This is a genomic window from Halomonas hibernica (assembly GCF_013183775.1).
Lineage (GTDB): Bacteria > Pseudomonadota > Gammaproteobacteria > Pseudomonadales > Halomonadaceae > Vreelandella > Vreelandella citrativorans.
In genome coordinates this window covers 779537-802733 of record NZ_VIFN01000001.1, presented here as the reverse complement: position 1 = coordinate 802733, position 23197 = coordinate 779537, and the positions used below count along the sequence as shown (strand labels likewise).

Here is a 23197-nt window from a genome sequence, read left to right as displayed (position 1 = left end):
ATTGCCACTGTTCACGGGAGGGAAAATAGCCTCATGACCACGACTACCGAAGCACCAGGTATCGACATTACCGATAGCGCCCAAGAGTACCTTGCGGAATTGCTTGAAAAGCAAAACGTTGAAGGTATCGCTGTGCGTATTTTCATTACCCAACCGGGCACGCCGTATGCAGAGACATGCCTTGCATACTGCCGTCCGGGCGAAGAAGAACCCGCTGACGTTACGCTTGAACTTGAAAAGATCAACGTATTTCTTGATAAAAACAGCCTGGCGTTTTTAGAAGAAGCCGTGGTCGATTTCAATGCTGATCGTATGGGGGGGCAGCTGACCATCAAGGCACCCAACGCCAAGATGCCCAAGGTAAATGCTGACAGCCCGCTTGAGGACCGTATTAATTACGTGCTGTATAGCGAGATTAACCCTGGCTTGGCAGCGCATGGCGGTGAGATCAAGCTGATTGAGTTAACCGAGCAAAAAATGGCCATTCTGGCCTTTGGTGGCGGTTGCCAAGGGTGTGCAGCAGTAGATTTAACGCTTAAAGACGGCGTCGAAAAAACGCTGATGGAACGCATTCCTGAGCTTGCCGGTATTCGTGATGTGACGGACCATACCGATAACACAAACGCTTATTACCGCTAAATAGAGCCGTGTTTTGATTCGAGCCCAGCCTTATGGCTGGGTTTTTCGTTTTTCCAAACGTATACGGGATACGTGTTGTACAAGGTAAGGAGTCTTTAAGATTCGTTACGCGGAATGCTTTATTCGTTGGCGTACCTTGGGCAACATGCGCGATATGACCGGAATGCGCAGGCACATCAGCAGTGCGCCTGCCATCGCGTATAAAAACCACTCCTGCATGTCGGCGCGTACTATCCACAAAAAATGCAGCAACACCAGCACCAAAATAACGTAGCTAAACTTGTGGAGCGTTTTCCAGCGCTTGCCCAGCTTACGCATGGCCCAGCGGTTAGACGTAGCGCCTAACGTCGCCAAACCCAGCAGGGCAAGCGTGCCCACAATAATATACGGCCGTTTAACGATCTCACTGCCTAGCTGCGTCCAATTAAGTCCCAGGATAAATAACGCGTAACAAACGAAATGCAAAAATGCATAGGCCAGCGTCCACAGGCCCAGCTGGCGACGAATAACGCTAAAACCTTTCCAGCGTGTCAGCCGGGTCAGAGGCGTAAGACTTAAGGTAAGCAACAATAGCCATAGTGCGCCTTGGCCAATATTTAACAGCAAATAGCGCCCAGGCTCTGGGCCCGCCAGGTTGTTAGCTACTTGCAAACTCCACCAGCCCAAGGGCGCCAAGGCGAAAATGAAAACGCCTATACGCCATAGCGTCATAAAATAAGCCGGCATCAGTAGTGAGTCCGAAGATCCATGCCTGCATATAAGTCAGCGACTTCATCGGCATAACCATTAAACATACGCGTGTCGATGATATTGGTATTGAAGAGGCTGTTCGGTAAACGGCGTTCGGTGGCCTGGCTCCAACGAGGATGATCGACCTCAGGGTTTACGTTGGCGTAAAAGCCATATTCATTGGCAGCGATTTGCTGCCAGGAATTGAGTGGCTCTTCTTCAACCAGTGAAATGCGCACAATCGATTTAATGCTTTTAAAGCCATACTTCCATGGCACCACTAGGCGAAGCGGTGCGCCGTTTTGATTAGGTAGCTCTCGTCCATACATGCCCATCGCTAGAAAGCTTAGCGGATGCATTGCCTCATCAAGGCGTAGCCCTTCTACATAGGGCCAGTCGATTAGGGCAAAAGCGGAGCCTTGCCCAGGCATTTGCTCAGGATCTACTAGCGTTTCAAAGCGCACGTAATTGGCTTTTGATGTTGGCTCTGCACGTTGAATAACCTCGGCAAGCGAAATGCCTAGCCAAGGAATAACCATCGACCAGGCTTCAACACAGCGTAGCCGGTAAATGCGTTCTTCAAACTGGGAAGGGTTGATGAGATCTTCAAGGGCGAAGCGCCCACCCTTATTGACCTCACCATCAATCACTACGCTCCAAGGCTTAGTCACCAGCGAGCCCGCTCTGCGTGAGGGGTCGCTTTTACCGGTACCAAATTCAAAAAAATTGTTGTAGCTGCTGGCATCCGCATAAGGGGCCATTTTGTCCTGGCTCGGGTCGGCAGGCACAACTGCCCGCCACTCGGCCGTATCGCGTTTGGCCTTAAACCATTCAGGCGCATCGCCTTCGGGAACATCGTTGTAGTCAGGCATTTGCTCACTGGCTGAGGCGTGGCCTGCTAATGCCAGCCCTGCTCCGAGGCCCGCGAGTCCGCCCATAAAACGTCGGCGTGATAAGTAAATCGACTCAGGGGTGATCTCTGATTCATGTAAGTCACCAGGTTTGGCAATTTTAATCAGCATGGTGATGCTCCTGCCGGTCAACAACCATCGGCTGGTTAAATGATGTCGGCAGGCTAGCCGGTGTCGACGTCATTCAATCATTCTCGTTCAACTGCCTTTCTCTGACGTTTATCGAAGCAGGTAGTTCAGAAAGTTGCTGCTGTAACGCCGTCATTTGTTGACCCATTGTGGTCTGCCATTCGCGCTCACGTTTCATCTGCTCTCGCTGCTGTTTGTTGTTTTCCTGAGCATCTACCAATTGCTGAGTGAGCGATGCAATGCGCTCTTCCTGGGTGGCGATGTGCTGCTCCTGTTCTTTTGCCTGCTGGGCATATTGGTTTGCCTGAGTCTGCTGTTCTAGTAGATCGCCGCGATTTTGCTTTAGCTCCTCCGTTAACGCCTCGATGCGTTGCTGCTTCTGCTGGAGCCGCTTTTGCGAGGCTTTTCCTTCCTGAGCACGCTCCTGGCGAGCCTCATCCAGCATCGCCATCAATCTTCCCTCGGCATTTTCATTGCGCTGCTCTTCTTGGGCCAGGCGTTTTTCCCATACGCTCTGTTGCTCTTTTAACGCAGCGGTATGTTGCTGGCCAAGGGCCTCATTATGCTGGTGTAAGGTTTCATTTGCTTTTTTTAACTGCTGGTTTTCCTCATGCGCCTCAGTGGCAGCCTGCTGCCAATGTTGCTCTTTGGCCTGGCTTGCGGCCAGCTCACGGTTAAGCGCTTCAAGACGCTGCTCGGTATGGCGGAAGTGTTCCGCCAGGGCGCTTTCGCGCTGTTCGGCGTTCGCGGCTAACTGTTCGGCATTCTCTGCCAGCTGTTGGGCTTCTTCGACTTGTCGATTCGCCTCTTCGCGGTAGTGCAGCAGCGCCTGATTGGCGACTTCTTGCGCTTCACGCCATAGCTCACTGGCGACATTAACAACTACCTCAGGGACACCTTTAGGTGGAGGAACGTCGCGGTTCTGTTCGCGCTCGGTGCGCCAATAGCGGAAGTGCTCGCTAATCGTCGTAAAGCTGCCGGTACCCAACACCTCGCGGATTCGTTGCACGCTGGGTGTATCGCCACGGGTAAGAAGCGTATCGATTGCGTGCTGTACGTCACTGTACTGAATGCCACTGCGCGCCATGCTGTCTCTTCCTGATATTGCCTATTGAATCGTTCTATTTTCCGTGTAATGGCTTATAAATACAATAATTACGTTATACGTATTACGTAATTTTATTTATCATTAAGCAATAAAATTCAAGATTACTGCCATAATCTTGAATTTATACGCGCCCGGCATCATACTTATCCCTTAGCAAACAGCGGCATAACGATGCAGGCTAAAGTAGAGCCAGGTAGCGTTATCGAGATAGGTATCAGTATGTTTATGATCAAATGGACGTAATTGCCGGACAGAAGGGCGGTATGCAGGCGTCAAGCGCGGTAGTGGAGCAGCCGTTTCAGTCGTCACGCATTAATGCGCATACAGATGCTCAGGCCGTTGCTGCATGGCTTGCCGAGTATCAGGACAGCCCGCAAACCTGGAAAAGCTACCGGCGTGAAACCGAGCGACTGTTGCTTTGGCTTGACCACCAGCACTTAACGCTGGAAGCGATGAACCGGGAAACGCTGCGCCAATTTGAAGCATTCCTGGCAGACCCGCAGCCCGCCCAGCACTGGGTTGGGCCTTCAAAACCTCGTTACCACCCGGAGTGGCGGCCATTTCGTGGAGCGTTATCACCCGCCAGCCGCCGACAAAGTTTGATTATTTTGCAGGGGCTGTTTAGCTGGCTGGTAGAAGCAGGGTGGGTCAGCCATAACCCGTTTCGGTTGATGCGCGATAAATCTCGCCGCCTAAACAATCAGACACCGCGTATTGAGCGCTATCTGGAACGTGAGCTATGGGAGTGGTTTTGGTGTTGGCTTAATCAGCCAGTGAGTGACGGGAAGGGAAGTCGTGCCGAGTATGAACAGGCCCGACGCCGATTTATCTTTGGCTTTGCCTACTTATTAGCACCGCGTATTAGCGAAATGGCGGGCGCCCGCATGGGCGATTTTTCCCAATCAGAAGGGCGCTGGTGGTGGTCCGTGGTGGGCAAAGGCAGCAAGCTTGCTCGCGTCCCAGTGCCTGATGATATGCAGGCATGTTTGGCTGGTTGGCGACAAGCGCTTGGGCTTGATGGATTGCCCATGCAATTTGACGAGACACCTGCTATCCGAGCGCTGGATGGAAAGCGGGGGATTGGTGATAATCAACTTTACCGGCTGATCCGTGAAACCTTTGCAGAAGCGGCCGACGTACTTGAAGCTGAAGAGGGGGCGCCCGCCTATGTGGCTGCGCTGTGCAAGGCAACACCGCACTGGCTGCGGCACACCTCGATCACTCACCAGGCTCAAGCGGGTATTAGCTTGCGTCACTTGGCAGAAAGCGCCCGCCATGCACGGTTGGACACCACGTCGCGCTACCTGCACACCGAAGATAACGAGTGGCACCGTGAACAGCAACGTCACCGGCTTACGCCATAAGGCACGTCAGGCTGAAAAGCTATCCACGCAAGCCACCTTGAACCCGTATAATGGTCTGACGCTTTTAAATCGAATATGAAAAGGAACGAGTATGAGCACTTCCGGCGCCGAGCAGGCCCAGCAAGAGCTAATCGAAGAGTTTGAAATGTTTGATAACTGGATGGACCGATATCAATACATTATCGATATGGGCAAGCAGCTTCCTGATTTTCCAGAGGCGTGCAAAACTGCGGAGTATAAAATTCAGGGCTGCCAATCCAATGTATGGATGCGCCATGAACAGCAGGGCGACACGCTGGTCTTTAGCGCTACCTCTGATGCGGTAATTGTTTCTGGGCTGATTGCGGTGCTGTTACGCATCTATAGCGAGCGCACAGCGGCTGAAATCCGCACTACCGAACCGCACTTTTTAGCGGATCTTGGGCTGGATAAACATCTTTCCCCCACGCGCAGCAATGGCCTCCACGCCATGCTTGAGCGTATTTACCAAGTGGCGCAGCAAGCCTAATACGGCATTAACGTTGATGTTGATGACAGCATGAAGGAGAGGGCGGCGACTCGTCGTCCTCTTTACAAAGTTGCTCACTACGCCCACCGGGAACAGGGTCCATGCCACCAGGGTTGCCAGGATGGCATTTTAGGATTCGCTTGATAGCCATCCAACCACCTTTGACAGGGCCGTGCACCTGAAGGGCTTCAATGGTGTAGGAGGAGCAGCTTGGCCAAAATCGGCAGCGAGGCCCGAGCAGGGGACTAATAAGGTATTGGTAGGCACGCACCGTGCCAACCATTACTAAAACCGCCAGCTTGCGTAAAGCACGTAATATGTAATGCACCCAGCGCATGACTAACGGTTACCGTAAAGCTCATCAGGGTGAATAAGCGGTTCACTATTAATGGTGGCATCGGCGCTGGTTAGTGACAGATAAAAGCAGCTTCGGCGACCGGTATGGCAAGCAGGACCTGTCTGGTCTACCTGTAGCAGCAATGTATCGCCATCACAATCCAGAGCCGCCGACTTAAGATGCTGCTGCTGTCCGGATGACTCGCCTTTACGCCAGAGCTTGTTGCGTGAACGCGAATAGTAGCAAACGCGATGCGTGCTCAGCGTTTCCTCTAGCGCTTCACGCGTCATCCAGGCCATCATTAACACTTCTTTGGTGTCATACTGTTGAGCGATAGCAGGCAATAAACCTTCCGCGTTAAATCTAACAGCATCCAATAACGTCGTGGTGGCGGGTAATCTATCTTGTGGCGTTGCCGCCTCAAGTGCTTTGAATAACGTATCAGCCGGTAGTTGATCAAAACGAGACATATCTATTATTCACTCTTGGCTCGACAGTTTTGACAAAGGCCTTGCAGCTCAATCGTCTGTCGTTCAACACTAAAGCCTTGCCGGCTGGCAAAGGCTGACAGCTGATCACTAACTTCATCCAAATGCAATTCTTCGACGTAACCACATTGGCGGCAAATCAGCAGTTGGAACCCATGAATATGTTCAGGACAGGCGCATGCCACATAGGCGTTTAGCGACTCGATACGATGCACCAATCCTTGGTCAATCAAGAATTCCAGCGCTCGATAAACTGTAGGAGGGCGGGCAGCCGCATGCTCGGTTGAAAGTTTATCCAACAGGTCATAGGCTTTTAAACCGCCGCCATTGTGAGCAATCAACTCAAGCACGCGGCGTCGAATGGGGGTAAATCGAACGCCGCGGCTGTGACACTGTGATTCCGCTTGTTGAAGTAGCGTATTCGCTTCAGTCATTGGTGCACTCAGTAAACGTCATCAGCTTAGTCTACGCGCTTGCGATAGTTGTGTCAGGGCTTTCTGTTAGCTCACTCTTGCGAGCAAAGTGGTGCTGAGCAAACGCGACACGCTCGGCAACTGGCACCCCTTCTGGTTGACGCTCGATGAGATCAAGCCGGCGACGCAAACCCTCTCCGTTGGTCATTTGAATCGCAAGGCCCGGGCGTGCATTCAGCTCAAGCAGCATGGGCCCATGTTGCCTGTCCAGCACCATATCGGTTCCCAAATAGCCTAATCCGGTCATTTCATAGCAACCCGCCGCCAGATTTAGCAGGGTGTCCCACTGGGGGACCGCCAGGCTTGCCAGGTCATGCCCGGTATCCGGGTGGTTGAAGCAAGGGCGGTCAAACTGCACGCCGCGAAGCGCTTCTCCGGTGGCAATATTCAATCCAACACCGACCGCTCCCTGGTGCAGGTTGGCTTTGCCATCGGAGGCCGCCGTTGATAAGCGCATCATCGCCATGACGGGGTAGCCCTTGAAAACGATGACCCGAATATCCGGCACACCTTCGTAGGTATATGCCATCAGGCTTTCTTCAAAATTAATCAGCGTTTCAATGACAGCTACATCCGGAGAGCCGCCCAGGGAGTAAAGCCCTGAAAGAATATTAGAGACATGACGCTCTACAGCCTCAAGCGTTAAATGCGCTCCGCTGGGTTTAACAAACTGATTATCAACTACCTTTTCGATAACCAGGATACCCTTGCCGCCACTGCCTTTGGCAGGTTTGATAACAAAACCATCATGACCTGTCAGCATATCGCCAATATGCTGAACGCCAAACTGCGTGGTTACCGTACCAATAAGTTCCGGCGTGGTAATGCCATACTCTTGCGCCAAAAGTTTAGTCTTGAGCTTGTCATCCACCAACGGGTAAAGGCGCCGTGAATTATACCGGCCAATATAGCGAATATTGCGCCGATTCATGCCGATAATGCCTTTGTCGCGCAGGCAGCTAGGCCATGTCCAGTTGTTGAGCCAACTCATGATGGCTTCTCGTCATCAGTAATCGGCTTGAAGCGGCGTAACTCCAGCAGACGATAGCCGGTGTAGTTACCCAAAATCAGAATAAGCGCCATTAAAATCAGCTGAACACCCAGGAAGTTGAAGGTGATGTGACGCACCCAAGGGTTGTTCATGGCAAGGTATGCGAGCACGGCTGTCAACAAGCTGCCGCCTCCCTGAATAATGACCTGTTTTGGGCCTTCTTCTTCCCAGAGGATCGACATCCGCTCAATCGTCCAGGCCAGGATAATCATGGGGAAGAAGGTGACCGTGAGCCCCGCGCTTAGACCCATACGGTAAGCCAATACGGTAAAAATCGAGATAATCGCGATGACCGTTATGATGACCGCTGACACTCTCGCCACCAACAATAAGTTCAAATAAGACAGATAGTTACGAATAACCAAGCCAACAGCCACGATCAGCAGGAAGCCAATCAACCCCGTCAGCAGGGTGGTTTGTATAAAGGCGAGGGCGATCAGAACAGGCATAAAGGTGCCTGATGTTTTCACCCCGACCAATACACGCAAAAACACAACGACCAAAGCGCCAATGGGAATCAGCAGAATCGTTTGGAAAAGTGCTTGTTCTTCAAGCGGTAAGCTATGGATTGAGAAGTTCAGCAGCGTATCATCAGAAAAGTGGTTGCGCACAGCAGCAGACGCTGGCTGATGGTGCGTTAGCATAGAGAAGCTAACCCGCGAGTTTGTACCACCCTGAACTTCAAGCACCGCCCGGCCACTTGTTTCCCAGAGCAGCAGGTTCTCGGGCTGGCCTTCCTCGCCCGTTGCGGGGTCGAATATATTCCAGCTTTCTGCAGGCTCATCAAACACCTGAATCCAACTGCTTAATAGTTGACGCCGGCGCCCATCTTCCAGCAGCAGTCCGCTGACTTCTCGTGCTTGTACACCCGCTTGATTTAGCAAGCGCACGATGAGAGCTGACGGCGTTTCCTGGGTGAGCAGTAAGCGGGCATTTTCGCCCTGACGCTCGCCATTTACATCAAGAATTAGCTCACGCGCAAAGGTCGCATTATTTGCACTTCTGGCCCACGCTCTATCAATCAGTTGGGTAGCTGCTGAATCATAAGGACTTTCCCAAGGCGTGCTCGACACCAGCCCTGGCGGTGCTTGTACCGGCGGGCGGGAACCAGGTGATACCAGCATTTGTACCGAATAATAGAGCTGCTGGCTGCCAGCAGCATTCCGAATGGTCCACTCGGCTTGGCGCCCGAAATCATCCGTCTGGTAGGCTAAACCATAGCCAGAAGAAGCGGTATTTTCGGTCAGTACACGAAAACCTGCCTGCTGGGTGGGCAGCGCTAAGTCCACTTTTACGGGGCCATTCTGGGCATTGAAATTGATAACGGCCTCAATTTCCCATACCTGACGCTGCTCGCCTGGTACCCAAGGAATTTCAAAATGAAGATGTCTATGCACACTGGTGGCAATACCTGCCACAAGAAGTAGACCTACAATGATATAAAACGGAAGGCGTGACATTAAAATTCCTTTCAGCGAAAAGCGGCAGGGGAGCTTTTACTCTTCGATATCGTCTTGGTCGACCGCTTCATCTTCAGCGGCTTGTTCAGCAGGGTCACCGCCGGGAAATTCTGGACGCTCATGTAAGTAGGTTTGCGCCACATCAACAATAGCAATATCCATTAAGAAACGGCGGCCTAGCAATACGGGGAAATCGAGGTGGGTACGATCATTCAGCGTAAATTCGACGTTTTCACGAATAGGACCGAGCGTCATTAATAGAGAGACAACGGGGCGAGACTCTTCACCAGACGCTTGAACAATGCGTACACGCCGTTGAACAGGTGCCTCGATCCACTCGTTACGCAATGACTCCACGACACTATCATCCTCAGTCAGTGCCAGCTTGAAGCGCACCCAATCTTCGCCATCGCGCTCAAAGCGCGTAATGTCGGAGGCCGATAATGATGACGTCTCTGCACCGGAGTCCACGCGTGCTTTTAAATAGGTACCTACACCTGGCAGGCCAACCCATTCGCTACGTCCCAGCATGGTTTTCATATCTAGCGTGGTGTCCACTTCACACTCTTCGCGGATAATGATGGGCTCGTCACCCCGAGCTTCAAGCTCCTTTATATCACCGCGTAAAAGGCGTAGCAGGCTACCCACTTCACGAACATCAGCGGTAAGCACCTGCTGCTGGCTGAGTTGTTGCGCCTGATGCTGAGCATTGGCACTGCATTGTTGCCCTAATGCATCCTGTAGCTCGAGCATTCGAGTATTGAATGATACCTCGTTCAATAACGGTGGCTCATTAGAATCTGGTTGCTGAAGGGCGCAGCCAGAAAATAGAAGTGATAAACCAGCCATCAGCCACAAAACACCTGGGCGCATAACGAGAGACATCCTTGAAAATTAAAAAGGAATAATAAGGAGAAGCTAGACCGGTTGTCCAACGCCGTATTAACTTTTTAGAAGCTACCTAATCTACCATTTAACATAATATATATTATGCGAACATCTAGATTGTTAATTTCCACATAAAACACTTAAGGTGGCATATATTCGTCTAACATTCTGATTTTTGGACCCAATGGCTTTAACGTGCACATTCTTACATAACCAGATGCCGATTGCTTCCTCCTGGACCGGTTCCGACCGCGAAGATGACATTTATGCTGCAGACAAGCCCAGATTATCGTTTCAGCTTTTTAACGTGGTCACCCCCCGATAATGCCGAGCGTTAATGTCGGTTTCATCTGTCATCTCCTGTTGAGCCGCCATCTCTTCGGGCGTAAACCGCGCTCTATGCCGCGCAGCAAACCGCTCAAGATCAGCATGGGTGCACATCTGCCCAGTAAAAATATTGATGTACTGAGCCACTCGGGCGATCCGCGTATCTTGGGTCTCCTGGGTATGCATCGAGATATAGCCGATCTGAATCAAATACATCGTGCGTGCACGGGTATCAGCTTCCAACACGTCATAGCCATAGCGAATAAACATGTCTTGCAGCGCTTGTAGCCGCACGATATCGGCTTGGCTAACGCGCTCAGCAACCGCTTGATCTTGCAGGCTCCAGCTTCTAACGGCGTACTCAAATTCAGAATCAAATACCGCTGGGTCAAACCAACAGTCAAAGATATTGAGCGTGGCTTCCACGATGGAAGACGCATATTTCTCCGATTGCTCAATTAAGGCCTGGGTATTTTGTCGTTCCCACCGCTCCAGTAGTGCAGCAAGCACTTCTTCACGGTCTTTAAATAGCCAGTAAAAACTAGTGCGTGATGTTTTTAACTTCTTTGCTAACGGTACGATCTTGACGGCGCTGACTCCCGAGGCTGTCAGTAGCTCGTAAGCAGCATCAATCCAAGCAGTTTGGTTAATCGTGGCGCGTCCGTTTTTCACGTATTGCTCTCTTTGCCATGGTGATGTAATCGATCATACAGCAAGCTTGTCATCTTTATGTACATCGCTGTCATATATATTGACAACTATGAACAGAGAAGACTAGCTTGTGATAATCATCAAAACAACAAGAGAAGACGACCGTGAAAAATGACCCTTTGCTACAGCCGCTACAACTAAAACATTTAACGCTGAAAAATCGGGTAATGCTGACTTCTCACGAACCCGCCTACCCCGAAGATGGCATGCCTAAAGAGCTATACCGGGCTTACCACGTTGAGCGTGCCAAGGCAGGTATTGCCCTGACCATGACTGCTGGGTCGGCAGCGGTTTCCCGAGACAGCCCGCCGGTGTTTAACAATATTTTGGCTTATAAAGATGAGGTGGTGCCGTGGATGCGCGACCTCACCGAGGCATGCCACGAACACGGTACGGCGGTAATGATTCAGCTAACACACTTGGGTCGCCGCACCCGATGGGACAAAGGGGATTGGCTACCGGCGGTATCAGCCTCCAATCATCGAGAAGCATCTCACCGTGCTTATCCAAAAAAAGCCGAGCTTTGGGATATTGAGCGATTAGTCAAGGATTACACCGACGCCGCCGAACGCATGTACGCAGCAGGCCTGGACGGCATGGAGATTCAGGCGTACGGTCATCTGATGGATCAGTTCTGGTCACCGTTAACCAACGAGCTTGACGCGCCTTATGGCGGCAGCCTGGATAACCGGCTACGGTTTACCTTTGAAGTGCTCCAAAGCATCCGTGAGCGTGTTGGTGAGAGGTTCTTACTTGGTGTGCGTTATACCGGTGACGAGTGCTTACCCGGGGGCTTCGATGCCCGTGATGGCATGACCATTTCGCACCGTTTGAAAGACAGCGGCTTGGTAGATTTTCTTAATGTCGTTAAAGGGCATATTGATACCGATCCGGGTCTGACGGACGTGATTCCTATCCAAGGCATGCCCAGCGCGCCACATCTGGATTTTGCGGGCGATATTAGGCGTGAAGTCGACTTCCCCACTTTCCATGGGGCTAAAATTCAGGATGTTGCGACGGCTCGTCATGCGATTGCCACCGGCAAGGTCGATATGATCGGCATGACTCGTGCTCATATGGCCGACCCACACCTAATGAAAAAAGTCATCGAAGGCCGTGAAGAAGAGATCCGTCCCTGCGTGGGCGCTAATTACTGTCTGGACCGCATTTACCAGGGCGGCGCGGCGTACTGTATTCACAACGCCGCGACTGGACGTGAAACCACCATGCCCCATACCATCCCTCTCGCCGATACCAAACGTAAGGTGGTGGTCGTTGGCACAGGCCCCGGCGGGCTGGAAGCCGCTCGCGTGGCTGCCGAACGCGGTCACGAAGTCGTCGTATTTGAAGCAGCAGATACCCCCGGCGGGCAAATTCGTTTAACGGCACAGAGCGAGCGTCGTCGAGAAATGATGGGGATCATCGACTGGCGCTTTGAGCGCTGTCAGGCCATGGGCGTAACATTTCACTTCAATGTTTTTGCCGAACAGGATGAAGTACTCGCCGAAGCGCCGGATGTGGTCATTGTGGCAACGGGCGGGCAGCCTAACGAAGAGGCGCTTCAAGAGGGCAACGAGCTGGCCGTCACCGGTTGGGATTTACTCTCAGGCCATGTGGTGCCAGGCAGCAACGTGCTGGTGTACGACGATGCAGGCGACCATACCGCCCTACAAGCGGCTGAGATTATTGCCAAAGCAGGCGGCAAGGTCGAATACATGACAGCCGACCGCGCCTTGGCTCCGGAGGTCATGGCCATGAACCTGGTGCCCTACATGCGCACGTTACAAATGCTGGATACCACGTTCACCCCCACCTTCCGTCTGACTGGTATTAAGCGCGATGGTAGTGAGCTGGTTGCCTTGGTCAGCAGCGATTACACAAACGTTGCTAAAGAGCGGCGCGTAGACCAAGTCGTCGTCAATTTCGGCACCTTGCCTATGGCCGATCTATATGAAGAGCTGAAGCCGCTGTCGAGCAACCAAGGGGCCGTCAACTATGACAACCTCATTGTAGGCACACCGCAGCCTATCGCGACCGAAGGCAAGTTCCAGCTGTTCAGGATTGGGGATGCCATTTCGCACCGCAATACCCATGCCGCGATTTATGATGCCCTGCGCATCGTCAAAGACTTATAAGGTCCTGGCACTTAAGGGAGCCGGTTTTCTACCCGGCTCACTATTTTTAGTTTAGTGCTTTTCTTGGTCGTCTAGTCTCGCAGGCACAAAAAAGCAGCCTGCGTTAGCAAGGCTGCTTTAAAAGCGGTAAATAACTAAGGTTTACTCATCGGCCGGCGCATAGGATCCATCTTCGCGGTGCACCTCATTGCCACTCAGTGCCGGTGTAAAGACACAGGCCACAGTCATGCCTTTTTCTTTGCCGCGCAGAAGGTGCTCGTCATGCTTGTCCAGTAGATAAATATCGCCCGCTTTGATTGGCCAGATTTTGCCATCCGCCAGGGTTTCGACTTCACCTTCGCCTTCATAGCAAAAAACGGCTTCGTAATGATGCTTATACTGAATGTGAGTCTCTGTGCCCGGGAAGATGCGTGTGATGTGGAAAGAGAAACCCGCATTATCCTCGGCAAGCACCAAACGGGTACTGTCCCAGTTACCATTTTCAGCAGTTACCAGTCGGCTTGTTTTACGTGCTTCTTCAAGACTACGGACGATCATAATATGCTCCATGCCTGAACGGCTGGCGATACCAGCCGTTGAGTTTATCGTTAAGGTTCGTTAACTACCCAAAGTAACGTCAGGTTATCCGTTGATAACCGTGTTGACAGCCGCTTCCAGAATATCCAGCGCTTCAAGCAGATCTTCGTCGCTAATCGTTAACGGACAGAGGCATTTAACGACTTCGCCGCCTTGGCCGCTTGTCTCAATAATCAAGCCGTTTGCAAACGCTTCGCTGGTAATCTTGTCGGCGATGTCACCCGAAACAACGTCGATACCACGCATCAGGCCGCGGCCGCGCTCGGTAGCCGGCATACCATTTTCAGTCAACAGCGCCGCTAGCTTCTGGAAACGCTCTTCAACAATACGGGCTTTGCGTTGTACGTCGCGCTCAAACGTATCGTTTGCCCAGTATTTTTTAAGCGCGGCAGTCGCCGTTACCATGGCAAGGTTAAAGCCACGGAAGGTGCCGTTATATTGGCCAGGTTTCCACATGTCCAGCTCTGGACGAATCAATACATGAGCAAAGGGCAAGCCAAAGCCAGACAGTGACTTCGAGTTAGTGACGATGTCCGGCTTGATGCCGGCGTGTTCAAAACTGAAGAACTTGCCGGTACGGCCACAGCCTGCCTGGATATCGTCCACGATGAGTAAAATATCGTGTTCACGGCAAATACTTTCAAGCCGTTTTAACCAGTCCAAGCCTGCTACGTTGATACCACCCTCGCCTTGCACGGTTTCAACAATAACCCCTGCGGGAATATCCAAGCCGCCTGACTGGTCGCCCAGTAATTTTTCAAAGTAATCAAGCGTATCGGCATGCTCCCCCATATAGCCATCATAGGGTAAAAAGCTTGCCCCTTGCGTCGGAATGCCGCCGGTTGCTTCACGGAATTTACGGTTGCCGGTGGTGGCCAACGCCCCCATGGTCACACCGTGGAAACCGTTAGTGAACGTCACAATATTGTGGCGACCTTTGGCTACGCGTGCCAAACGAATAGCCGCTTCAACTGCATTCGTCCCGGTCGGGCCAGGTAGATGAACTTTATAATCCAGCCCACGCGGTTTAAAGATGAGTTCTTCGAGTGTTTCGAGATATTCCCGTTTAGCTGCCGTCCACATATCCAGACCGTGGACAATACCGTCGCTAGACAGGTAGTCAATCATGGCTTGCTTGAGATGCGGGTTGTTATGGCCGTAGTTAAGCGTTCCGGCACCCGCCAAAAAGTCGATATATTCGCGACCGTTTTCGTCGGTTAAACGAGCATTTTGCGCTTTGGTAAACACAACGGGAAATGAACGTGAATAGGTACGAACATTAGATTCCATACGTTCAAGCGATTGGGTCTTCATTGGCGACCTCCTTGTGTCATCGTTAAGCCGAGAGATGTCGAGAACATCGTGGCAATACGGATAAAAAAAGAAAAATCAGATGTGATCAGTTTGGAATGGGCCGATGCGAACCAGGTTCTCTGGGTCATGCTCCCCACCAAGCTGTTCGGTAGAGAAATATTCACGGCTATTTAATGGCGCATGCCAGCGAGTGGCTAAACGTCGAAACAGTCCCCAGGAAGCCAGGTTGTCAGGTGTAATAGTGGTTTCCAAGTGGTGAACATCGGCGAGTTCAGGGCGAGAAAGGATGGCTTCAACAAGGCGGCGGGCAAGCCCTGTACCGCGCGCTTTTTCACCTACGGCTACTTGCCATAAGAAATAGGTATCGGGGGCGTTGTCTTTTACATAGCCAGACACAAATCCGACTATTTCGCCCTCTTCGTTGGTGGCAACAGCGCAGGTATCACGAAATTGGGTGGCTAACAGCAAGTAAGCGTAAGCAGAGTTAACGTCCAGTGGAGGACACGCTTTTACCAGCTCGTATATTCCCCAACCGTCCTCTGCATTTGGCTTTCGGATATAGAGAGGCGCTTCTGAAAACCCAACGACCGCGTCGGCAACGGTGGGTCGTGCGAGCTCAGATGAAGGGGTAAAAGGTTGCATTGGCGTATTCATGGTTATGCTTCGCTGTAGCGAATTTGAGCATCATTATAACAGCTGATTATTAGCAATTCAAAAGCCATATTATCCACCACCCTGTTTTCCATAATTTACGGTTATATTAGGCTTGGTATTTTTAATACTGACATCGCCACTGGCGAAATAAAAATATGAGTTTAGTCCAACTTTTAAAAAACGGTGATATTAAAAAAGCGAGCCACTGGCTCGCTTGATGTACTGCACATTAGGAAGCTGCTGGCAGTTTATTGCCGAGTAACAGTCCGCATGGTGACAAACTCTTCAGCACCGGTTGGATGAATACCAACGGTGAGATCAAAATCCTGTTTGGTAAGACCAGCTCTAACGGCGATGGCAATGCCTTGAATAATTTCTCCGGCCTCTTCGCCTACCATGTGCGCTCCGACTACAATATCCGTTGCGTCATCAACAATAAGCTTCATCAACGTGCGCTCCTGGCTTCCCGACAAGGTGTGCTTCATCGCCCGGAACTCCGTGGAGTAAACCCGAATGTTGGTAAACTTTTGGCGGGCGCCCTCCTCGCTTAAGCCAACCGTGCCAATATTGGGCTGACAAAAAACGGCGGTAGGCACCGTGGTGTAATCAAGCCGTGTCGGCGTGGTGTCTTTGAAATGATAATCCACCAACTGCATGGCTTCAGCCAGCGCCACTGGGGTGAGCTCTGGACCAACCGTTAGATCTCCAAGCGCTAACACAGACGGGACCAGCGTTTCATAATGTGCGTTAACCGGAATTTTGCCGTTGCCATCCAACTGAATACCCAGCTCTTCAAGGCCCAGGCCCTGAATATTGGCTTTACGCCCTGTTGCTGCCAGTACAACGTCTACCTCTAACGTCTCGCCGGTCGTTAGATGAACGTTGTAACCGGATTCAATGGCTTCAATACGCTCTATATTGGCGTTGAAATGGAGATTGACACCTTTTTTATCCATTTCCTTACGAGTGAATTCACGCACTTCATGATCAAAGGGTTTCAAAAATAGATCGCCACGATAAATCAAATGCGTTTCGCTGCCCAGGCCATTAAAAATACTCGCAAACTCAACGGCGATGTACCCGCCGCCCAGGACCATAAAACGCTTGGGAAATTCGTCCAGGTCAAACACCTGGTTAGAGTCCAGCGCATGCTCATTACCCGGGAAATCAGGCACCCATGGCCAGCCACCTGTGGCCAATAGTATTTTTTTTGCGCTCACGTGAGTAACGCCGTTTTCATCTTCTAACGCCACCGTATGCGCATCGACCAGTCGACCGCGAGCGCTAAGCAGGGTGACGTCAGCCCCCTCCAGCATGCGTTGGTAAATATTGTTTAAACGCTTAATTTCACTTGTTTTATTGTCTCGCAATGTGGCCCAGTCAAAGGTGGCCGGCTCGGATAGCTGCCAGCCAAAACCTGCAGCGTCATCAAAACTGTCATGAAAATGTGCGGCATAGGCATAAAGTTTCTTGGGTACGCAGCCTACGTTGACACAAGTCCCCCCGAGATAGCGGTCTTCCACAATAGCGACGTTGGCACCCGTTGCTGCAGCCATGCGTGCAGCGCGAACGCCCCCTGAACCTGCGCCAATCACTAATAAGTCATATTGATACTCAGAATCGGCTACCATTATTTGCTCCTAAAAATTGGCATGCGCGTTAAGAAACCGACGGCACATGCTTATTGACCTTAGTCGCGATGAAGGTTAAAACCTTCATCGCTTGCTTGATTTCGCCTTAACCTGACGATGTAACGATACGGAGACTCAATGTCTGACCCTATTGCGACGCTCCTCGAAAATAATCGTGCCTGGGCTGAACGCATGTGCGAAGAGGATCCCGAGTATTTTAAGCGCCTGTCTAATCAGCAAAATCCTGATTATTTATGGATAGGCTGTTCTGATAGCCGGGTTCCCGCTAATCAGATTATTTCATTGCCACCAGGCGAAGTGTTTGTTCACCGCAATGTCGCCAACCTTTTACATCACACCGACATGAATGCGCTCTCTGTTGTGCAGTATGCGGTCGATGTCCTTAACGTGAGCCACATCATGATTGTGGGGCACTACGGCTGTGGCGGTATTAGAGCGGCAGTGACGGGGGGTGAGTGCGGTGTCGTTGATTACTGGCTGCACTCCGTCCGTGAGCAATATAACCACCACCGCCACTCGCTTGATCACCTTCCGTTGGATGAGCAAATTGACCGTATGTGTGAGCTTAATGTTAAAGCACAGGTTAAAAGCTTATGTCGCACTAAAATTTTGCAGCGCGCCTGGCAAAGCGGCCAGAATATTTCAGTACATGGCTGGGTCTACGGCTTAAGCGATGGTCGTGTTAAAGACCTTAAATGCACCGTCACTGGGCTGGATCAGGTAGAAACGCTTTACCGCATTGATCGAGTGCAGCCAACCGATTAAGCCCCAGGCGACGATTGCCCGAAGCAATAGTCGCCTTTGCCTGCTAATACCGCGTTACCTACCCGCCAATGGGGCATGTTACCCCTGTCCCTTTTAAGCCACAGTATCCGTTAGGGTTTTTGTCCAGATATTGCTGATGGTACGCTTCTGCAAAATAGAAAGTATCCAGCGGCTTTATCTCGGTGGTAACAGTACCTTTATCTGCCGCCTCTAACGCCTTTTGGTACGCTTTGGCACTCTGCTCAGCCGCCTGCTGCTGTTCATCGGTGGTTGTATAGATAACAGAACGATACTGCGAGCCTATGTCATTTCCCTGCCGATTGCCTTGGGTCGGGTCGTGTTGCTCCCAAAATATCTGGAGCAAGGCGTCAATATCGGTTTTGTTGGGGTCATACACCACGCGAACCACTTCAGCGTGCCCGGTCCGCCCCGAGCAGACTGCATCATAATCGGGATCAGGCGTTTGGCCACCCGCATAGCCTGCGGCAGTCACGTATACGCCTGGTTGCTGCCAAAAGAGCCGCTCGACACCCCAAAAGCACCCCATTCCCAGAACGATTTCCTGATAACCCTCAGGATACTGCGCTTGCAGGGAGTGTCCGCTAATAGTATGAACATAGTTCTCGGTTAATCGTGTCATATCACTCTCTATTCGTTTCGTGCTGAATCACCGGGTTGCCTCGGCGAGTAAAAGTATAAATCAAATCAATCGCCTGATTAGTACCCGATACAGCTTGCACGTATAAGTTACGCCATAGCGTATAGCGAACGGTTAGCTCTGCAATGGGCGAGAAAATTCCCACACCATAGCTAATTCTAATATCTTCGGTCAGCTGACCGCTAAGGGCAACCTGACTTTCATCCCCGGCGCCGGTTGTATCCAGCGCCAGGTCATTAATGCCAAATGATTGCCCAATAGAGCCGACAGCACCACCTACACGGCCTAGCGACATTCCGATCAACGCGGTTGTCAGTGCGCTGTCCATCCCACCACTTGAATCCTGGCTACGCCCGCGCAGTAAGTAGGAAAGCGCTTGTGTTTCCCCCATGGAAGGCTCAGAGAAAATCCTGACGTTAGGCTCTGCGGCACTTCCGGTAACGCGGACCCCAGCAATAACGTTATCTTCTGTTCTATCAGGATTACGTATTGCTTCAAAGTCCAGTGAGGGAAGCGATGGTGGACCACTAAACAGGAGTTGGCCACGGCGAATCAGCAAGTCCTGCCCAAAGGCCTGGAAACGCCCGTCAACCAGGTTTACATCCCCAAAAAGCTGAAGTCCACCGCTATCCTGGCGAACTTGAAGTGTCCCGCCCAAATCGGATTCCAGACCATAAGCGGAAATATGCATATCGCGACCTAGCGTCAGGTCAATCAATACATCAAGCATCATGCCCGTTTGGCCTAGCTCCTCCGAATTGCTAATCCCCCCATTTGCCGCGGCCCTTAGCGCGGCCTCTTCTGCCATGCGGTCGTCGCGCTCAGTAATGATGACCTCATCAGGGCTTGGCTCAATAGCGGACGAGGATCTGGCACCAATAACAAGCCGGGACCACGGTAAATCAACATTACCGCGCACCTGTAAATGCTCGGGTGTAACACGCACCCGAATATCCGGGGCGACTTCTATACGACCAAATTGGGGCAGCACCAGAAGGACGGGCTCCTGAACGGCTTCAAGATCGACACCGATACGCCAATCATCTAGCGCTGGCCAATAGCTGTCGCCGGTAATGTTAAGCCGACCTTTTTCGGCTTCCACAAACCCATTGATATTCCCCTGCTCTCCATCAAATAAAAGCGTAAGTTCGCCATCACGGACGTCAACAGGGATACCTGGCCCATGGACATGCAGGTTGCGCAACGCTAACGTACCCTGTAAATCTGGCTGGCTTGTGGTTCCGCCAATGAGCACCCGCCCATCAAACTCGCCTTCAAGACGGTCTAAGCCGATGGCCATGGGTAGATAAGGTTCAAGCAACAGTTTATTCGCGCGTAGATCGCCCTCTAGCGTGCCCCGCCCCATCGGGTCATCAAGGGTAAGATCCAGGGTTAGCTCTCCCGCCTCAGAAAACGAGAGTACGATGTTGGCGTCCGCTTGTGCTTGATTCGCCTGCACCTGAACATTGAGGTCAATAGCAGGAAGCTGAACCGGCTGACCATAGTCGTTAACAGCGGTAATGGCGAGATTGCTTAGCAGTTCTACATCAGCCTGCCAGCGCGCTCCACCTTGACGCCAGTCAACAACCATATCGGCCGTTGTATCACCTTCAAACGTCCACTCTTCGGGCAGGAAAGGCTCGAGCATTTCCATAGGTACTTCGCGTACGCTTACTACCGCACGGCCCTGGTTAGCCGAGGCGTTAATTGGCTCTTCAGAGCACACCAGTCCGCCTTCCTCACGGCGCAAACAAAACGCGGAGAGACGCGCTTGGCCATTGGCGAGGTTGTAGCTTAGGTCCAAGGGTTCCTCCAGGCGAATAGTGCCCGCCTCGGAATCAATTTCCAGGGGTGTCAAACGGCCCTGGTAGACGTGGCGCTGTTGATCAAAGCGACCATTCAACGCCACTACCGCACGGCTTAATGGACTCTCTGGTTGACCTTGCACAGTCGCTTCAAGCTGGTGCTGAGAAAGTCGACCGGTTAGGTTCAGGTCAACGGCCTCAAGATCCTGCCCGCCTGCAAAAATTTCTTTCAAGCCTAGCTGAACATCAAGTCTTGGATCCTCAAGCCCCCGCACATTAGCGTTAAGCGAGAGTTGCTGCACAAGGCTGTCGGTGAAGCGCAGATCACTGCCTGACAAGTCGGCAACAAGAGTAGGTTGCTCAAAACTACCTCTGGCCTGCAGGTTACCCGTTAATGTACCGCCCAACTCAGGCGAGAGCGTATTGAGTTCACGCAGGTCAATATCAGCCTTCAAGGACATTGCCCGCTCGCTTAGCTGGCCTGACGCATGAAGCCGGTTGTTACCCTGAGCGAACTGAAGTTGATGAATATCGACTTCCAGATTACTGTTAGCATCCAGCGCCGCCTGCAAGGTCAAGGGATAATCGCGAAGCTTGCCTGCAATATCGATGTTTGCCACGTTAACCGACCATACATCGTCTAGCTGGCGCACATTGAGATCAATATCGCCGGTTAAGCTACCTTCCATTTGGTCAACAAAATTGCCGGGATTAAATTGATCCAACCAGACCTGTGCATCGACCGTTAGCGGCGCTAACCAGTGGATACGCCCTTCGCTGCGCAGCCTGCTTTCTTCTACCTGCAGAATCAGCGGCTCCCAACGGAAATGATTAGCATCGCCATCGCCTGTCAGTGTAACGCTAGCGCGAGGCAACTCAGGGCCATGTGCCTCAAGACTAACCTCCGCATGGTAAGCCTCCATGCTGCCTTCCACCGTCAGGTTAACCGCCTCAGCCACATACGGCTGGGTAGCGCTCGCACCGTCGGCCGCAGGTTCGTCTACCAAGGGCCATTGCAGTCGTTCACTTTGCACACGCGCCTGGAAGGACAAATCGGGTGTTGACCAATCGACATGCCCCTCGCTGCGCAGCGTGTTTTCCCCCAGTTGCAGAACTAAAGGCTGCCACTGGTAATGGCCAACGTCTCCATCACCAGTAAGCGTTACCTGAGTCGGTGGTAACTGAGGGCCCTGTGCGCGTAGGCTAACCTCGGTGCGGTAAGCCTCAAGACTGCCCTCTACCGTAAGGTCAACGGCTTCAATCACATAAGGCTCAAGAGCACTCTCGCCCTCTGGCGGCGTTTCCTCTACCAAAGGCCATTGCAACCGGTCGCTTTGTAGCCGCGCATGGAAAGGTACGTCGGGTGCTAATGCATCTACGCTTACTGCAAGGGATGCGGTTACCACCTCTGAGGCACTAAGCTCAGCCTGTAGATTGTTTAGCGGACCGGACAGCGTAAGAGCCAGTTTTTCCCCCCTTAATTCTGGATAAAGTTCGGGTAAAAACAGCTCGGCATTTAACTGCGCTTCCAGCGGATAACTACCGGTTAAGCCCACATTGCCTACGAGAGTGGCTTCAACATCCTTGGTCACCACATCAAAAGATGTGATATCTACCTTACTTTCCTTCGTGCTACCCGCTAACTGTAAGCGCTCGACAGTGTATTCAAAGGCACCTGTCAGTTGAACATCGGTTACTGTCAGGTCGCTTACGCTTATATCGACAGGTAAAGCGATCTCGGGCAGCTCAATACGCTCTCCGTCAGCCAAGCGTTGCTCGAGCGACGGGGCAGGTAAGGCATCCTCTTGAGGCTGAGGCGTGGCCACGGCAATGGCGCCGTCAATGCCCTCAGCCGCTAGCGAGGTTTGAGCACCCTGCGTAAGCTGAACACCTGCTGAGGGCGGTAAATAAATGGTCAACTGATCAAGATGTGTTGGCGCTAAATCAACGTTGCTCCACGCGGCACTGGCAGATGATTCAAATGATGCCCATTGAATACGCGTACCATCCGCAAGCTGCACATTGCTATTATTGACAACCACCGAGCGCAGCTCGATAGGAAATGGCAGATGTAGCCGGAAAGGCTCGCCCGACGCTTGTGGCTCTTCAGGCGTGTCATCTGCACTCAAGCGCACATTTAATCCATCAGCGTGCAATGTATCCAGGCAGAGTCGTCCAGAGAGGAGGCAATCATCGGCCCAGGCAATCTCAAGGTCAGCAATGCCGATCGTTAGGTTGCCTAGATCAAGATGAAAGCCTTTTAACGTAAATTGTTCCAGTAATGCGCCGTCTTGTTGCTCGTAAGAAAAGTATCCCCGCTTCTCCCCTTGTGAGAATAAAAAATCCGTCCCCCAAGGCGATAATGCCGTACCCAGTAGCAGTGCGACTAACCCAAATAACCAAAGTGGCAGAACAATAGCCAGCCGTATAAGGCTCCAGATCAATAACCACGCCCGGTGTCGGGGTGAGTATGGTTGGCGCGTCGTAGAAGTAGAAGATTCAACCTGGGACAAAG

Annotated in this window: 21 protein-coding genes; 5 read left to right on the top strand and 16 right to left on the bottom strand. The window is 51.8% G+C overall.

Going from position 1 to position 23197, the window contains the following annotated elements:
• Positions 1-33: 33 nt before the first annotated feature.
• On the top strand, positions 34-639 hold the full coding sequence (nfuA, locus tag FKN99_RS03765) for a Fe-S biogenesis protein NfuA (protein WP_172116638.1): 606 nt from the start codon (positions 34-36) through the stop codon (positions 637-639).
• Between the two features lie 105 nt (positions 640-744).
• Here the strand turns inward: nfuA and msrQ are convergent, their stop codons facing one another.
• From msrQ to FKN99_RS03750, 3 genes are all read right to left on the bottom strand, one after another.
• Positions 745-1350 (bottom strand): protein-methionine-sulfoxide reductase heme-binding subunit MsrQ, encoded by a 606-nt coding sequence (msrQ, locus tag FKN99_RS03760; RefSeq protein ID WP_253926947.1) that lies wholly within the window; start codon positions 1348-1350, stop codon positions 745-747.
• Positions 1351-1364: 14 nt separating this feature from the next.
• Positions 1365-2390: a protein-methionine-sulfoxide reductase catalytic subunit MsrP gene (gene msrP, locus FKN99_RS03755; RefSeq protein ID WP_172116636.1), complete on the bottom strand. Its 1026-nt coding sequence runs from the start codon at positions 2388-2390 to the stop codon at positions 1365-1367.
• Between the two features lie 73 nt (positions 2391-2463).
• Complete coding sequence (locus FKN99_RS03750; RefSeq protein WP_172116635.1) at positions 2464-3495, bottom strand: DNA-binding protein; 1032 nt, start codon at positions 3493-3495, stop codon at positions 2464-2466.
• Positions 3496-3779: 284 nt separating this feature from the next.
• Here FKN99_RS03750 and FKN99_RS03745 point away from each other — a divergent pair, with 284 nt between their 5' ends.
• Both FKN99_RS03745 and FKN99_RS03740 read left to right on the top strand, forming a co-directional pair.
• Positions 3780-4880 carry a tyrosine-type recombinase/integrase gene (locus tag FKN99_RS03745; RefSeq protein ID WP_253926964.1) on the top strand — a complete coding sequence of 367 codons (1101 nt, stop codon included), beginning with the start codon at positions 3780-3782 and terminating at the stop codon, positions 4878-4880.
• 91 nt (positions 4881-4971) lie between these two features.
• Positions 4972-5388, top strand: coding sequence for a SufE family protein (locus FKN99_RS03740; protein ID WP_172116633.1), 417 nt, complete (start codon positions 4972-4974; stop codon positions 5386-5388).
• Between the two features lie 7 nt (positions 5389-5395).
• Here FKN99_RS03740 and yidD read toward each other — a convergent pair whose 3' ends face one another.
• The 7 genes from yidD to FKN99_RS03705 all read right to left on the bottom strand — a co-directional run bounded on the left by yidD (position 5396) and on the right by FKN99_RS03705 (position 11084).
• Positions 5396-5725, bottom strand: coding sequence for a membrane protein insertion efficiency factor YidD (gene yidD / locus FKN99_RS03735; RefSeq protein WP_172116632.1), 330 nt, complete (start codon positions 5723-5725; stop codon positions 5396-5398).
• 2 nt (positions 5726-5727) lie between these two features.
• Positions 5728-6195 carry a phosphoribosyl-AMP cyclohydrolase gene (hisI, locus tag FKN99_RS03730; protein ID WP_172116631.1) on the bottom strand — a complete coding sequence of 156 codons (468 nt, stop codon included), beginning with the start codon at positions 6193-6195 and terminating at the stop codon, positions 5728-5730.
• Between the two features lie 5 nt (positions 6196-6200).
• Positions 6201-6647, bottom strand: a complete 447-nt coding sequence (locus FKN99_RS03725) for a Fur family transcriptional regulator (protein ID WP_172116630.1) — start codon at positions 6645-6647, stop codon at positions 6201-6203.
• Positions 6648-6678: 31 nt separating this feature from the next.
• Positions 6679-7677 (bottom strand): alpha-L-glutamate ligase-like protein, encoded by a 999-nt coding sequence (locus tag FKN99_RS03720; protein ID WP_172116629.1) that lies wholly within the window; start codon positions 7675-7677, stop codon positions 6679-6681.
• Positions 7674-9197: an inactive transglutaminase family protein gene (locus tag FKN99_RS03715; RefSeq protein WP_172116628.1), complete on the bottom strand. Its 1524-nt coding sequence runs from the start codon at positions 9195-9197 to the stop codon at positions 7674-7676. The genes FKN99_RS03720 and FKN99_RS03715 overlap by 4 nt, the downstream gene beginning before the upstream one ends.
• 36 nt (positions 9198-9233) lie before the next feature.
• A complete protein-coding gene (locus FKN99_RS03710; protein ID WP_172116627.1) occupies positions 9234-10070 on the bottom strand; it encodes an ATP-dependent zinc protease family protein in 837 nt (278 codons plus the stop codon).
• 309 nt (positions 10071-10379) lie between these two features.
• Positions 10380-11084 carry a TetR/AcrR family transcriptional regulator gene (locus FKN99_RS03705; RefSeq protein ID WP_172116626.1) on the bottom strand — a complete coding sequence of 235 codons (705 nt, stop codon included), beginning with the start codon at positions 11082-11084 and terminating at the stop codon, positions 10380-10382.
• Between the two features lie 143 nt (positions 11085-11227).
• On the opposite strand from FKN99_RS03705, the gene FKN99_RS03700 reads away from it, so the two are divergent.
• Positions 11228-13258 (top strand): oxidoreductase, encoded by a 2031-nt coding sequence (locus FKN99_RS03700; protein WP_172116625.1) that lies wholly within the window; start codon positions 11228-11230, stop codon positions 13256-13258.
• Positions 13259-13399: 141 nt separating this feature from the next.
• On the opposite strand, the gene FKN99_RS03695 is transcribed toward FKN99_RS03700, so the two are convergent.
• The 4 genes from FKN99_RS03695 to gorA form a co-directional block, all read right to left on the bottom strand.
• On the bottom strand, positions 13400-13795 hold the full coding sequence (locus tag FKN99_RS03695; RefSeq protein ID WP_172116624.1) for an ectoine synthase: 396 nt from the start codon (positions 13793-13795) through the stop codon (positions 13400-13402).
• An 84-nt stretch (positions 13796-13879) separates the two neighbouring features.
• Positions 13880-15148 (bottom strand): diaminobutyrate--2-oxoglutarate transaminase, encoded by a 1269-nt coding sequence (gene ectB, locus FKN99_RS03690; protein WP_172116623.1) that lies wholly within the window; start codon positions 15146-15148, stop codon positions 13880-13882.
• Positions 15149-15223: 75 nt separating this feature from the next.
• On the bottom strand, positions 15224-15802 hold the full coding sequence (gene ectA, locus FKN99_RS03685; RefSeq protein WP_172116622.1) for a diaminobutyrate acetyltransferase: 579 nt from the start codon (positions 15800-15802) through the stop codon (positions 15224-15226).
• A 248-nt stretch (positions 15803-16050) separates the two neighbouring features.
• Positions 16051-17433, bottom strand: a complete 1383-nt coding sequence (gorA, locus tag FKN99_RS03680) for a glutathione-disulfide reductase (protein ID WP_172116621.1) — start codon at positions 17431-17433, stop codon at positions 16051-16053.
• A gap of 138 nt (positions 17434-17571) precedes the next feature.
• On the opposite strand from gorA, the gene can reads away from it, so the two are divergent.
• Complete coding sequence (gene can, locus FKN99_RS03675; RefSeq protein WP_087105449.1) at positions 17572-18219, top strand: carbonate dehydratase; 648 nt, start codon at positions 17572-17574, stop codon at positions 18217-18219.
• 58 nt (positions 18220-18277) lie between these two features.
• Here the strand turns inward: can and msrA are convergent, their stop codons facing one another.
• Both msrA and tamB read right to left on the bottom strand, forming a co-directional pair.
• Complete coding sequence (msrA, locus tag FKN99_RS03670) at positions 18278-18859, bottom strand: peptide-methionine (S)-S-oxide reductase MsrA (protein WP_172116620.1); 582 nt, start codon at positions 18857-18859, stop codon at positions 18278-18280.
• 1 nt (position 18860) lies between these two features.
• The gene (gene tamB / locus FKN99_RS03665; RefSeq protein WP_253926946.1) at positions 18861-23195 is read right to left on the bottom strand and encodes an autotransporter assembly complex protein TamB; all 4335 of its coding nucleotides are present in this window, start codon (positions 23193-23195) and stop codon (positions 18861-18863) included.
• Positions 23196-23197: the final 2 nt, after the last annotated feature.